Source organism: Pseudomonas sp. NFX224, assembly GCF_048565165.1.
Classification (GTDB): domain Bacteria; phylum Pseudomonadota; class Gammaproteobacteria; order Pseudomonadales; family Pseudomonadaceae; genus Aquipseudomonas.
Window position 1 is genome coordinate 3,317,650 of record NZ_CP183416.1, and the last position, 14,056, is coordinate 3,331,705.

12 protein-coding genes are annotated in these 14,056 nt (G+C 58.7%); 10 read left to right on the top strand and 2 right to left on the bottom strand.

Annotated elements, in window-relative coordinates:
• The first annotated feature begins 104 nt into the window (after nt 1–104).
• The 9 genes from ACNYC6_RS14965 to ACNYC6_RS15005 all read left to right on the top strand — a co-directional run bounded on the left by ACNYC6_RS14965 (nt 105) and on the right by ACNYC6_RS15005 (nt 9,685).
• The gene (locus tag ACNYC6_RS14965) at nt 105–1,442 is read left to right on the top strand and encodes an OprD family outer membrane porin (RefSeq protein ID WP_419708079.1); all 1,338 of its coding nucleotides are present in this window, start codon (nt 105–107) and stop codon (nt 1,440–1,442) included.
• Nucleotides 1,443–1,859: 417 nt separating this feature from the next.
• Complete coding sequence (locus ACNYC6_RS14970; protein WP_419708080.1) at nt 1,860–3,197, top strand: OprD family porin; 1,338 nt, start codon at nt 1,860–1,862, stop codon at nt 3,195–3,197.
• Between the two features lie 296 nt (nt 3,198–3,493).
• Complete coding sequence (locus tag ACNYC6_RS14975; protein ID WP_419708081.1) at nt 3,494–4,132, top strand: peroxiredoxin; 639 nt, start codon at nt 3,494–3,496, stop codon at nt 4,130–4,132.
• Between the two features lie 873 nt (nt 4,133–5,005).
• Entirely contained in the window at nt 5,006–5,599 is a 594-nt protein-coding gene (gene ssuE, locus ACNYC6_RS14980) for an NADPH-dependent FMN reductase (RefSeq protein WP_338583761.1), read from the top strand.
• An 89-nt stretch (nt 5,600–5,688) separates the two neighbouring features.
• Entirely contained in the window at nt 5,689–6,654 is a 966-nt protein-coding gene (locus tag ACNYC6_RS14985) for a sulfonate ABC transporter substrate-binding protein (RefSeq protein ID WP_419708082.1), read from the top strand.
• A gap of 39 nt (nt 6,655–6,693) precedes the next feature.
• Complete coding sequence (ssuD, locus tag ACNYC6_RS14990) at nt 6,694–7,842, top strand: FMNH2-dependent alkanesulfonate monooxygenase (RefSeq protein ID WP_419708083.1); 1,149 nt, start codon at nt 6,694–6,696, stop codon at nt 7,840–7,842.
• An 8-nt stretch (nt 7,843–7,850) separates the two neighbouring features.
• Entirely contained in the window at nt 7,851–8,633 is a 783-nt protein-coding gene (ssuC, locus tag ACNYC6_RS14995) for an aliphatic sulfonate ABC transporter permease SsuC (RefSeq protein WP_056854057.1), read from the top strand.
• A complete protein-coding gene (ssuB, locus tag ACNYC6_RS15000; protein ID WP_419708084.1) occupies nt 8,630–9,436 on the top strand; it encodes an aliphatic sulfonates ABC transporter ATP-binding protein in 807 nt (268 codons plus the stop codon). The genes ssuC and ssuB overlap by 4 nt, the downstream gene beginning before the upstream one ends.
• Before the next feature lie 33 nt (nt 9,437–9,469).
• Nucleotides 9,470–9,685, top strand: a complete 216-nt coding sequence (locus ACNYC6_RS15005; protein ID WP_007967989.1) for a TOBE domain-containing protein — start codon at nt 9,470–9,472, stop codon at nt 9,683–9,685.
• A 64-nt stretch (nt 9,686–9,749) separates the two neighbouring features.
• Here the strand turns inward: ACNYC6_RS15005 and ACNYC6_RS15010 are convergent, their stop codons facing one another.
• Together ACNYC6_RS15010 and ACNYC6_RS15015 are read right to left on the bottom strand one after the other, a co-directional pair.
• Nucleotides 9,750–10,388: a TetR/AcrR family transcriptional regulator gene (locus ACNYC6_RS15010; protein ID WP_419708085.1), complete on the bottom strand. Its 639-nt coding sequence runs from the start codon at nt 10,386–10,388 to the stop codon at nt 9,750–9,752.
• A 238-nt stretch (nt 10,389–10,626) separates the two neighbouring features.
• Nucleotides 10,627–12,003, bottom strand: coding sequence for a glutamine synthetase family protein (locus ACNYC6_RS15015; protein ID WP_008026026.1), 1,377 nt, complete (start codon nt 12,001–12,003; stop codon nt 10,627–10,629).
• Between the two features lie 678 nt (nt 12,004–12,681).
• Between ACNYC6_RS15015 and ACNYC6_RS15020 the strand changes: the two genes are divergently transcribed.
• On the top strand, nt 12,682–14,040 hold the full coding sequence (locus ACNYC6_RS15020) for a glutamine synthetase family protein (protein ID WP_419708086.1): 1,359 nt from the start codon (nt 12,682–12,684) through the stop codon (nt 14,038–14,040).
• Nucleotides 14,041–14,056 lie beyond the last annotated feature (16 nt).

Sequence of the window (14,056 nt, forward strand, 5' to 3'; positions counted from 1 at the left end):
ATTGACTTGTGAGTCACCGTCCGGCGCTAATCGCGCATCTTAGGATTCCAGGCACTTGACCCGGAACCAGGACTACAAGAATTAGAGACTAGAGGAGCTTCACCATGAACAAGTCCACCTTGGCTCTGGCCGTGGCCGTAGGGGTGTTGGCGCAGCAGGCAGGCGCCGCCGGTTTCATCGAAGACAGCAAGGCATCCGTTAGTTCGCGAACTTATTATTTCGACTCCGATAGACGTGAAGGCGCCAGCACTCCTGCCAACCGCCAGCGCGAGGCCGCTGAAGGTCTGAAGTTCGATTACCAATCGGGCTTCACCCAAGGTGTCGTAGGTTTCGGTATCGACGCTCAGGCGCTGGTTGGCATCCATTTGGACGGTGGCAAGGGCCATCACCCGGATAACAACTCGTTCAATCCTAGTGACACTGATCAGTCGGCAGAGAGCTCGTGGAGCCGTGCGGCAGCGAACGTCAAGGCACGCTTCTCGAAGACTGAGGCTCACCTGGGTGGCGCTCTTCAGCCAAACATGCCAATCCTGATCGCGAACGACAGCCGCGTGCTGCCGCAAACCTTTGAGGGTGGCACCATCTCCTCGAAGGAAATCGACAACGTGACCTTCAACCTGGGTCAGTTGGAGCACGCGACCGGTCGCGCATCGAGCAACAGCACCGGCCTGGCCGTGGCGGGTGGTACTCAGGACAGCAACCAGTTCCGCTACGCGGGTGCTGACTGGAAGATCACCAAAGACCTGATGCTGCAGTACTACTTCGCGAACCTGGAAGACTACTACAAGCAGAACTTCCTCGGTCTGGTGCACGTTTACCCGATCGCGCCGAACCAGTCGTTCAAAACCGATCTGCGTTATTTCGACAGCAGCTCTGACGGCAAGAACGGCACTGCCGGCTACCAGTTCAACAACAACAACGGTTACGCCAAAAATGCGGGCGAGGTCGACAACAAGACCTGGAGCGCTACGTTCACCTACACCCTGGGTGGCAGCGCGTTCCTGCTCGGTCACCAGCGTGTCAGCGATGACGGCGGTTTTGTCTTCCTGAACCAGGGCAACGTGGTTGACGGCCGAGGCCGCAATGAAGGCGGCGGCGGTGCCAGCTTCTACTCCTTCACCGATGCCACCGTTGGCAGCTTCATCCGTGCCGGTGAAAACACCACCTACGGTCAGTACTCGTATGACTTCGCCTCGTTGGGCGTACCGGGCTTGAAAGCTTCGGCTGCTTACCTGTATGGCCAGGACATCAAGGCCACCAACGGCGTGGGTGATGACCTGAACGAGCGCGAGACCGACCTGCGTGTGGACTACGTGATTCAAACCGGTCCACTCAAAGGTTTCGGCACCACGCTGCGTCACGGTATGTACCGTGGCAACACCAGCACCCTTGATGAAGACCAGACCCGCCTGATCTTCAACTACACCTACAGCTTCATGTAACAGCGTTTGCGAAAAGAGCCTCACCGAAAGGTGGGGCTTTTTTTGGGTCTGTTTTTAATATTCCATAATGTTAGCTAATGTGTATTTTTTATTCTTTTTAGCTTTTCCCGTCAGCGATTACAGTAAGACCGTCCGACACGCACCGTAAGCCGCGGACCCCGCTTCAAATCCCTCGAAGATCAAAAAAGTTCAGGAATCGGCATTCACGCCGATACCCCGGATCTGTGCTGTCGAGGCTTATTTCCCAATGCGATTAAAACTGGCTTGATGATTCTTTTTAGGATTATGAAGAGGTATTCTGCGCGCCCGAAAAATGACCGCTTCAGACGGTCCGGCGCGAATGGCGCGTCTGTGGCTCCAGGGCATTCGACCCAGGGTCGGCAGCACAAGAATTAGAAAACGATAGGAGCAAAACAAATGAACAAGTCCACCTTGGCACTGGCAGTGGCCGTAGGGGTTTTGGCGCAGCAAGCAAGCGCCGCCGGTTTCATCGAAGACAGCAAGGCAACATTGGGGCTGCGCAACTTCTACATCAACCAGGACTTCCGTGACGGCACCGGCAACGTCCCGAACAAGTACGAGGAATGGGGCCAAGGCTTCGATCTGCGCTTCATCTCCGGTTACACCCAAGGTACCGTCGGCTTCGGTGTTGATGCGATCGGCCTGTTGGGTGTGCGATTGGATTCGGGCGGCGGTACTAACGGCGCCACGTCGACTTCTTACGGCGGTACTGTTTTCCCCAGCAAATCTAACGGCGAGGCGGTTGATAACTTCTCCAGCCTGGGCCTGACCGCCAAAGCCAAGATCTCTCAGACTGAACTGAAGCTGGGTACCTTGCAGCCGAAGAACCCGGTAATCGTGACCAACGACGGTCGTCTGTTGCCACAAACCTGGGAAGGTGGGCAGATCACTTCCGGCGAGATCAAGGACCTGAACCTAGTCGGTGGCCAGATCGAACACGTCAAAGGCCGTAACTCCAGCAACAACGAGCAGTTAGCGATCAATGGAGCTTCCCCACGTACCATCAATAGCAACAAGTTCATCTATGCCGGTGGTGACTACAAGCTCACCAAGGACCTGACGGCCCAGTATTACTACGGCAACCTTGAAGATTTCTACAAGCAACACTTCCTGGGTCTGGTGCACAACTGGGCCATCGGCCCGGGCGTATTGAAGTCTGATTTCCGTTACTTCAACAGCTCCGACGATGGTGCCAACGGTCACGACCCGCTTTATTACAGCTCCGGTAACTACAACGCGCCGAGCGGCAGAGGCAAGGTCGACAACAACCTGTACAGCGGCCTGTTCCTGTACACCGTGGCCGGTCACACCTTCGGTGGCGGGTATCAGGTCAGCAACGGCAGCAGTGACTTCCCTTGGCTGAACCAGGGCGACGGTTCGTCGAACTACACCATCACCGACTCGCAAATCCAGAAGTTCGCCCGTGCGGGCGAGAAAACCTGGCAGGCACGCTACTCCTTTGACTTCGCCAAGGTCGGCGTACCTGGCCTGACGGCGGGTGTGGTTTATCTGCATGGCGACGACATCGACACGGTGAACGCTGCCGGTCGTCAAGCTGCTAACGGCGCTTCCGAGTGGGAACGCGACCTGACCGTGGGTTACGTCGTTCAGTCGGGCGCCCTGAAAAACCTCGGCGTGACGTGGAAAAACGCCATGTGGCGCACCGATCTGCCGAACACCCGTTCCCAGGACGAAAACCGCCTGATCGTCAGCTACTCGATCCCGCTGTTGTAATAGTGATCGCATAACTGCGAGGCAAAAAAAGCCCCGCCCGGCATCACGCCGGGCGGGGCTTTTGCGTTTTCAAGGCGGGGTCACCCCCGTAATCCCGCTTTGAAATTCCCCTCTTTTGCAGCAACTCAAGGCCTTCTCGAACCTTGGGGCCGATGTTCGGCGGGATGCGTGACCACGTCCAGTGAACAGATCTTTAATATTTCTTTATGGTCTAAATAAATCGATATTTATTCTTTTTAATGGATAAAAAACACAGGCACAGTTGAGGTCAACCAGCACTCACCAGGAGCTACACCATGGGCATCAGACTCGGCGATATCGCCCCCGATTTCGAACAGGATTCCAGCGCCGGTACCATCCGTTTCCATCAGTGGCTGGGCGATAGCTGGGGCGTGCTGTTTTCCCACCCGGCGGACTTCACGCCGGTGTGCACCACCGAACTCGGCTTTACCGCCAAGTTGAAAGATGAATTCGCCCAGCGTGGGGTCAAGGCCATCGCACTGTCCGTCGACCCGGTGGATTCGCACCACAAATGGATCGAAGACATCAACGAAACCCAGAACACGATCGTCAACTTCCCGATCCTCGACGACACCGACCGCAAGGTCTCGGACCTCTACGACCTGATCCATCCCAATGCCAACGACACCCTGACGGTGCGTTCGCTGTTCGTGATCGATCCGAACAAAAAGGTCCGGTTGACCATCACCTATCCAGCCAGCACCGGCCGTAACTTCAATGAAATCCTGCGGGTGATCGATTCGCTGCAACTCACCGACAACTACAAGGTGGCTACCCCGGCCAACTGGCAGGACGGTGACGAGGTGGTAATCGTGCCGTCGCTCAAGGATGAAGACGAAATCAAACAGCGCTTTCCCAAGGGCTATCGCGCCGTTAAACCGTACTTGCGCCTGACGCCGCAGCCGAATCGTTGAAGCTATCCAAAAAGCAGGGGATTTCAGGCCGTTTCGACGGCCTGTTTTTTTGGTGCGCCAGGCATGGCGCGTTGCGCGAAGCGCAACCAGCTTGGCTGTGGTGGTCATGCTGGTGACTTGGAGGTGAAAGTCCTCTACACACCCGGCAAGGGGAAGTGTTAGCCAGAGGCAAGGGTGTCGCGGGCGACTGCGAATCTGAAGGAAGCCCGAGGCAAAATGCTGGCCTGACGAACAGGAAGCGGATTAGGCGGTGCAGCGGGGTAAGGTAGCCAAAATTGCCAAAGCCCAATACTTGCACGGAACGCTGTGACGTAGATCCGACAGGCATAAGCAGGAAGGTCGCGCGAATTACCCTGGGAGATCTGTATAGCCTGCCATGTGCTACCGGCGTCGCGAGATGACGGGATGGGCGACAGAAGTCAGCAGAGGCCGTAGTAGTTGCTCGACACCGGAGTAACGAAGGGCTGAACCTGCCATGAGTGGATAGTCGGGTGTGATCTCTGTTGGAGCGTAAAGCAGAAACACCGCATAGCGGGGGTCGAGACCATCAGGAGGTAGGAGCCGGAAGCTCCGAGGGCCGGTCTGGGCGCTTAGATACCACAGGCGACACATCAACGGAACCAAGCTCGCTGACGTTGTATGTCAGTAGGCAGGAACCGCCGTATACGGAACCGTATGTACGGTGGTGTGAGAGGACGGCGGGGGCAACCCCGCCTCCTACTCGATCCTGGGAGAAATGATTGTTATATGCCATAAAAGAATAACCAAATGAATAAATATGATTTATGGATATATAAATCACCTGTTAAGGTCACTCCATCGAAGCGAGATCGCAAATCGCGAATCGCCAACACCGTTCAAGGAATCGTCTAAATGCTGGTCGTCTCACTCGGTGGCAGTCCCAGCCAACGCTCCCGTTCCGGGGTGTTGCTGGAGCGCTCTCAGCGTTGGTTGCAAGGGCAGGGTGTGGAAGTGGTGAGTTACCAGGTACGGGACTTCCCGGCCGAAGACTTGCTGCATGCACGCTTCGACAGCCCGAAGGTGATCGACCTGTTGCAACAGATTGAAAACGCCGATGGCTTGCTGATTGCCACGCCGGTCTACAAAGCATCGTTCTCCGGTGCGTTGAAAACCGTACTGGATTTGCTGCCCGAGCGCGCCCTGAGCCACAAAGTGGTTCTTCCGATGGCGACCGGGGGCAGCATCGCCCACATGCTGGCGGTGGATTACGCGCTCAAGCCAGTGTTGTCGGCGTTGAAAGCCCAGGAACTGCTGCAGGGGATTTTCGCGGTCGACAGCCAGATCGCTTATGGCGAAGGCAGCGCACAAGCGCAGTTGGCGCCGGAGCTGGAGCAACGATTGAATGAGTCGCTGGAGCTGTTTTTCAGCGCCATGGCGCGACGGCCTAAGCCGCTTGATCCGAACCTGCTGAACGATCGTTTGTTGACTGCTCGCTGGAGCATTTAAGCCTTACCCAAATTTTATGTACTGGCCTTACTCGCCCGCTAACGGGCAAGCAGGTGCAGCCAAAACCCAACTGCAAATAGGAGAGCGCCATGCGCCCTGTCATTTTGCGTCGTGGTCTGGTCGCTCTGTTTGCTGCGGCTGTTACCTTCGGCGCCATTACTCAAGCTCAAGCTGAAACTTTACGAATCGGCTATCAGAAATACGGCACTCTGGTGCTGCTCAAAGCCAAAGGCACCCTGGAAAAACGCCTCGCCGCCCAAGGCGTGGACGTGCAATGGACTGAATTCCCAGGCGGCCCGCAACTGCTCGAAGGCCTGAACGTCGGCTCCATCGACTTCGGCGTCACCGGCGAAACGCCGCCAGTGTTCGCTCAAGCGGCCGGTGCTGATTTGCTCTATGTCGCCTACGAACCGCCAGCGCCTCACAGCGAAGCGATCCTGGTGCCGAAGGACTCGCCGATCAAATCGGTGGCCGAGCTCAAGGGCAAGAAAGTCGTCCTGAACAAAGGCTCCAACGTGCACTACTTGCTAGTGCGTGCGCTGGAAGACGCCGGCCTCAAATACACCGATATCCAGACCGTATTCCTGCCGCCGGCCGACGCCCGCGCCGCGTTCGAACGTGGCAGTGTCGATGCCTGGGTCATTTGGGACCCGTACCAGGCGGCCGCCGAACAGCAACTGCAAGCGCGCACCCTGCGCGATGGCAAAGGCATCGTCGACAATCATCAGTTCTATCTCGCAACCAGGCCTTATGCGCAGAAAAATCCCGAGGTGATCAAGACCCTCGTGGATGAAGTGCGCGCGGTCGGTGAGTGGTCAAAAGCCAACCCGGAAGATGTAACCAAACAGGTCTCGCCACTGCTCGGCCTGCCGGCGGACATCACCCTGACTTCGGTGAAACGCCAGGGCTACGGTGCGCTGTTCCTCACCCCGGAAGTGGTCAGCGCGCAGCAGAAAATCGCTGACAGCTTCTACCAGCTCAAGCTGATTCCCAAGCCGTTGAGCATCAAAGACGTGATCTGGACGCCACCGGCGGCCGTTGCCAACGCTCAGTAACTAAAGCCCGGTCAATCGATTCCCCAAGGAGACCACTCCATGAGCCTCAATATCTTCTGGTTCCTGCCTACCCACGGCGACGGCCATTACCTTGGCACCGCCGAAGGCGCTCGCGCCGTCGACCACGGTTACCTGCAACAAGTCGCACAAGCGGCAGATCGACTGGGCTTCGGCGGCGTACTGATTCCCACCGGCCGTTCCTGCGAAGACTCGTGGCTGGTAGCGGCGTCGCTGATCCCGGTGACCCAGCGTTTGAAGTTTCTGGTCGCCCTGCGTCCCGGGATCATTTCCCCGACGGTGGCAGCGCGTCAGGCCGCGACACTTGATCGTCTGTCCGGCGGACGCGCCTTGTTCAACCTAGTCACGGGCGGTGATCCGGAAGAGTTGGCCGGTGATGGTCTGTTCCTCAGCCACGAAGAGCGCTATCAGGCATCGGTGGAATTCACCCGCATCTGGCGCCGCGTACTGGAAGGCGAAACCGTCGATTACGACGGACAGCACATCAGTGTGAAGGGCGCCAAGTTGCTCTATCCGCCGATCCAGCAACCGCGTCCGCCGCTGTACTTCGGCGGGTCTTCGGAAGCGGCGCAGGCTCTCGCGGCAGAGCAGGTCGAAATGGTCCTGACCTGGGGCGAACCACCGGCCGCCGTGGCAGAAAAAATTGCACAAGTTCGCGCCAAAGCCGCCAAGCTCGGTCGGACCGTCCGCTTCGGCATTCGCCTGCATGTGATCGTTCGCGAAACCAATGCCGAGGCCTGGCAGGCGGCGGATCGACTGATCTCGCACCTGGACGACGACACCATCGCCCGTGCCCAGGCATCGTTGGCGCGTTTCGATTCCGTGGGCCAGCAACGCATGGCGGCACTGCACGGCGGCAGTCGCGACAACCTGGAAGTCAGCCCGAATCTTTGGGCCGGTGTCGGCCTGGTGCGTGGGGGGGCCGGTACGGCGCTGGTGGGTGATGGTCCAACCGTGGCCGCACGTGTGAAAGAGTATGCGGACCTCGGTATCGACACCTTCATCTTCTCCGGTTATCCGCACCTGGAAGAGTCGTATCGCGTTGCCGAGTTGCTGTTTCCGCACCTCGACATCGAACGTCCCGAGTTGCCGAAAAGCGCCGGTTACGTCAGCCCGTTCGGCGAGATGGTCGCCAACGACATTCTCCCTAAAGCCGCGTCCCAGAGCTGAGGCGCGCCATGAAGAAAATCATCCACAGTCTCGCGCCCTGGGCGTTGCCGGTGTTGCTGCTGGCGGTGTGGCAGTTGTCTGTGTCGGCGGGCTGGTTGTCGACGCGAATTCTGCCGGCACCGATCGCCGTGATCGAAGCCGGCGTGAGTCTGGTGCGCAGCGGCGAAATCTGGACGCACCTGGCAATCAGCGGCTGGCGTGCAGCGCTGGGCTTCGCCATCGGCGGTGGCATCGGCCTGACCCTGGGCTTCATCACCGGCCTGTCGAAATGGGGCGAGCGCCTGCTCGACAGCTCGGTGCAAATGATCCGTAACGTGCCGCACCTGGCGTTGATTCCGCTGGTGATCCTGTGGTTTGGCATCGACGAGTCGGCAAAGATTTTCCTGGTGGCGCTGGGCACGTTGTTCCCGATTTACCTCAACACCTACCACGGTATCCGCAACGTTGATCCGGCGTTGGTGGAAATGTCACGCAGCTACGGTTTGTCCGGTTTCAGTCTGTTCCGCCAAGTGATCCTGCCGGGGGCGTTGCCTTCGATTCTGGTCGGTGTGCGATTTGCTCTGGGCTTCATGTGGCTGACGCTGATCGTCGCGGAAACCATTTCCGCGAGCTCCGGCATTGGCTACCTGGCGATGAATGCCCGGGAGTTCTTGCAGACCGACGTGGTGGTATTGGCGATCCTGATGTACGCGGTGCTCGGCAAGCTGGCCGATCTCGCGGCCCGTGGACTTGAACGCGTGTGGCTGCGCTGGCATCCGGCCTATCAGGTCGTCAAGGGAGGTGCCGCATGACCGCTCAACAACCTCCACGCCTGCTGCGCGGGATTCCGCTGGCGGTGCGCAAGCTGCAAAAAACCTTCGGCTCACGGCAGGTGCTGCGCGAGATCGATCTGCATATCCCGGCGGGGCAATTCGTCGCCGTGGTCGGTCGCAGCGGTTGTGGCAAAAGTACTTTGCTGCGCTTGTTGGCCGGGCTCGATGAGCCTACGGGCGGTGACTTGCTGGCCGGTTCCGCGCCGTTGAGCGAAGCCCGGGAAGACACCCGGCTGATGTTCCAGGAAGCACGTCTGCTGCCGTGGAAAAAGATCATCGATAACGTCGGCCTCGGGCTCAAGGGCAACTGGCGTCCCAAGGCTTTGGAAGCGCTGGAAGCGGTCGGTCTGGCCGATCGCGCCAACGAGTGGCCGGCGGCGTTGTCCGGTGGGCAGAAGCAACGTGTGGCCCTGGCCCGCGCGCTGATTCATCAACCGCGCTTGCTGCTGCTCGACGAACCTTTGGGCGCGCTGGATGCACTGACCCGAATCGAGATGCAGCAACTGATCGAACGGCTCTGGCAACAGCATGGTTTTACCGTGTTGCTGGTGACCCACGACGTCAGCGAAGCCGTGGCGATTGCCGATCGGGTGATCCTGATCGAAGACGGCGAAGTCGGTCTCGACCTGCACGTGGAACTGCCGCGCCCTCGGGTCCGTGGTTCTCATCGACTGGCGGCGCTGGAAACCGAAGTGCTCAATCGTGTGCTGTCTCTGCCCGGCCAACCGCCGGAACCGGAACCTGTTTCACCGTTGCCAACGCAATTGCGCTGGGCTCAATAACTCAAGTCTTATCCAACGACAGGAATCAACATCATGACTATCAAAGCCATCAACGTACGCAACCAGTTCAAAGGCTCCATCAAGGAAATCGTCCTCGGTGACGTGCTGTCGGAAATCGACGTGCAGACCGCCTCCGGCATCGTCACTTCGGTGATCACCACGCGTTCGGTGAAAGAGCTGGAACTGGCGGTGGGCAGTGAAGTGATCGCGTTTGTGAAATCCACCGAGGTATCGATCGCCAAGTTGTAAACCGTGCACGCAAACAACAACCCCGAAGGGTTTTAGCCCTTCGGGGTTTTTTGATTCCTTAAAATCAAAAGATCGCAGCGCGCTTGGGCAAATACGGTGGCAAATACAACCCAAGGTAAGCATCAAACACCCGCATCCCTTCCTCGGCCATGCGCGACGTGATCTGCCCGTGCTGTTGCACCGAGCGTGCGTAGACCCGATCACCCAGCTCCATGGCCAACGCAAACACATCCACATCCTCCGGCAGTTTCGGCAGCTGGAAATGGTGATCGAAGAGTTTGTGCATCAAGTCGCCGAGTTCGATGTCGTGCTGGCGGTCGGCCTGGGTGACTTCGGTCAGGCCGTGTTGCGCAAGGATCAGTTGGCGGGCGGCGGCATCCTCATCGTAGATGTCCAGCATGCGTTGTTCCACCAGGCGCGACAGGTCACGCCAGCCGCTCAATGCATCGTGGTCGATGGGCGCTTGCAGGCAGGCGCGGAACGCGGCATGGACGTCGGCGGTCAGGGCTTCGAGCAGCGCCGGGACGCTGGCGAAGAAATGGTAGACGGAGGAGGGCGGGATCTCCGCACGCTCGGCAACGCTATAGATCGACAGGCTGGCCACACCCTCGGCAGCCAGCAGCGTGCGCGCGGCATCGAGGATCGAATCGATTCGCGCCTGGCTGCGTGCGCGGGGTTTGCGGGGAGTGGCTACGCGTGTCATTGAAGTCTCCTGCGGGGCAGCGGGCATTGTACGCAGAGCGGGCAGATGTTCCATATCCCCTGTGGCGAGGGAGCTCGCTCCCGCTGGGTCGCGGAGCGGCCCCATACTGGCATCGCAAATACAGGGAGTCCTCCGGCCTCCAGCGGGAGCAAGCTCCCTCGCCACAGGATTCGATGGCACTCATAAAAAAAACGCCGCAGGCTGTGAGGCCGGCGGCGTTGTTGTTTACAGCAACCGCTTACACGGTATGCAGATACCAGTTGTACTCAAGGTCGGAGATGGAGTGTTCGAACTCCTCCAGCTCACTCTCTTTGCACGCGACGAAGATATCGATGTACTTCGGATCGATGTACTTGGCCATGACTTCGCTGTCGTCCAGCTCGCGCAGTGCATCGCGCAGGTTGTTCGGCAGGCTCTGCTCGTTCTGCTCGTAGCTGTTGCCTTCGACCGGAGCGCCCGGCTCGATCTTGTTGGTCAGGCCGTGGTGCACGCCTGCCAGGACCGAAGCCATCAGCAAGTACGGGTTGGCGTCGGCACCGGCCACACGGTGCTCGATGCGCACGGCATCGGCGGCACCGGTGGGTACGCGGATCGCTACAGTGCGGTTGTCCAGGCCCCAGCACGGCGAGTTCGGCACGTAGAACTGTGCGCCGAAACGACGGTACGAGTTGACGTTCGGGCAGAGGAAAGCCATCTGCGCCGGTAGGGTCTCGAGCACACCGCCGATCGCGTGACGCAGTGCGGCGTTCTGCTCGGGATCCTCACTGGCAAAAATATTCTTGCCATCTTTGTCGAGAATCGAGATGTGGACGTGTAGACCGTTGCCCGCCTGGCCTGGGTAAGGCTTGGCCATGAAGGTGGTGTCCATTTCATGGTCGTAGGCGATGTTCTTGATCAGGCGCTTGAGCAGGACCGCGTAGTCGCAGGCCTTGATCGGGTCGGCCACGTGGTGCAGGTTCACTTCGAACTGCGCCGGGGCACTTTCCTTGACGATGGCGTCGGCCGGAATGCCTTGCTCTTTGGCACCTTCCAGAATGTCCTGGAGGCAGTCGACGTATTCGTCGAGGTCGTCGATCAGGTAGACCTGTGTCGAGTGCGGGCGTTTGCCGGAAACCGGTGAGCGAGGCGGTTGCGGTCGACCGTTCACGTTCTCCTGGTCGATCAGGTAGAACTCCAGTTCGAACGCGGCGCAGATGGTCAGGCCCATTTCGTCGAACTTGCGCACGACATTGGCCAGCACTTCACGCGGGTCGGCGAAGAACGGCTCGCCTTCGAGTTCGTGCATGGTCATTAACAGTTGCGCGGTCGGACGCTTCTGCCATGGCTCGTTGCACAGGGTGTCGGGAATTGGATAGCAGATTCGGTCAGCATCACCGATGTCCAGGCCCAGGCCGGTGCTTTCCACCGTCGAGCCGTTGATATCCAGAGCAAATAGAGAGGCCGGCAGGTTGATGCCTTTCTCGTAAACCTTGTGGAGGCTGGTGCGTTCTATGCGCTTGCCGCGCACCACACCATTCATATCCGCAATCAGAAGGTCAACGTACAGAACCTCAGGATGTTCCTTAAGGAACGCGTTCGCTTCGTTAAGCTGAACGGCACGCGGGGGTACCGACATGATGCAACACCTTTGTTGTTAAAAATATCAATCATTGATCTTTTCTGGTTTCAGTCAACCCGAACGGCCTGCCGAAGTCAAGCGAGGCCTTTTATGCCCTGAAAAAGCGCCGCAAGGGCATTTATGGGGCACTTTGGGGCATTTTTTTGCCCTTCGTCGGCTGGGCACCCGCACAGTTGAGCGGGCCGTGTTGTATTTTTTACGGGGGTGTTGTGTAAAAAAATGAACAAGGCTAAGCTCGAATCAAACCCATAACAGCAATAATACCGGGGTGCTTCATGTCTCGCCTGCCGTTAATCGGCCCCACCGACTGCTCTGCGCAGAACGGTCTGCATGCTTGCCACATCAGTGGCGACATCTGCATCAGCGCCGAGGTCTTAGCGGCTTCGGGCCTGGCGGTGATCCTTGCTTCCCCGGCGGATCGACCATCACCGTCCGATATTCTGGACGTTCGAGATGGCACACCCATTACGGTTACTCCATTCAATATAGAACCGATTCACAATAGCGGCTCGGCCATTGCGCAGGGCACCGCTCGTGATTCTGCACGCCCCGTGTTTATCGGGCTGCCTAGAAAAACACGATAGCCTGTCGTAGACACGCATTTCAACGCGACGCCGATGCGTCAAACATCGCCTGACTCCCAAGAGTCTGGAAACTCAAAGCCTAGAGGCATTTATGAGTCACAACCTCGACCAGCTCACCGATTGGTTGAAAGACCACAAGATCACAGAAGTCGAATGCATGATCGCCGACTTGACCGGGATCACCCGGGGCAAGATTTCGCCGACCAACAAATTCATCGCCGAAAAAGGCATGCGCCTGCCAGAAAGCGTTCTGCTGCAGACCGTGACCGGCGACTACGTTGAAGACGACATCTACTACGAACTGCTCGACCCGGCCGACATCGACATGATCTGCCGCCCAGACCAGAGCGCGGTGTACGTAGTGCCTTGGGCCATCGAGCCGACCGCGATCGTCATCCACGACACCTATGACAAGCAGGGCAACCCGATTGAGCTGTCGCCGCGCAACGTGCTCAAGAAGGTCCTGAAACTCTATGCCGACAAGGGCTGGCAGCCGATCGTGGCGCCGGAAATGGAGTTTTACCTGACCAAGCGCAGCGACGACCCGGACTACCCGTTGCAACCGCCGATCGGCCGTTCCGGTCGCCCGGAAACCGGTCGCCAGTCGTTCTCCATCGAAGCGGCGAACGAATTCGATCCGTTGTTCGAAGACGTCTACGACTGGTGCGAATTGCAGGAGCTGGACCTCGATACGCTGATCCACGAGGACGGCACGGCGCAGATGGAAATCAACTTCCGTCACGGCGATGCCCTGTCCCTCGCCGACCAGATCCTGGTGTTCAAGCGCACCATGCGCGAAGCTGCGCTCAAGCACGACGTGGCCGCCACCTTCATGGCCAAGCCGATGACCGGTGAGCCGGGCAGTGCCATGCATTTGCACCAGAGCATCATCGACCTCGAGACCGGCAAGAACATCTTCTCCAATGAAGACGGGACCATGAGTCAGTTGTTCCTGAACCACATCGGTGGTTTGCAGAAACTGATTCCCGAGTTGTTGCCGCTGTTCGCACCCAACGTCAACTCGTTCCGCCGCTTCCTGCCGGACACCTCGGCACCGGTGAACGTGGAGTGGGGCGAAGAAAATCGCACTGTGGGCCTGCGGGTTCCGGATGCCGGGCCGCAAAACCGTCGGGTGGAAAACCGCCTGCCGGGTGCCGATGCCAACCCGTACCTGGCGATTGCCGCGAGCCTGCTCTGCGGTTACATCGGCATGGTCGAAGGCCTGAACCCGAGCGCGCCGGTGGTGGGCCGTGGCTATGAGCGCCGCAACCTGCGCCTGCCGCTGACCATCGAGGACGCGCTGGAGCGCATGGAAAACAGCAAGACCATCGAGAAATACCTGGGCAAAAATTTCATTACTGGCTACGTCGCGGTCAAGCGGGCCGAGCATGAGAACTTCAAGCGCGTGATCAGTTCGTGGGAACGGGAATTCCTGCTCTTCGCCGTCTGATGCGCCGGGCGCTGCT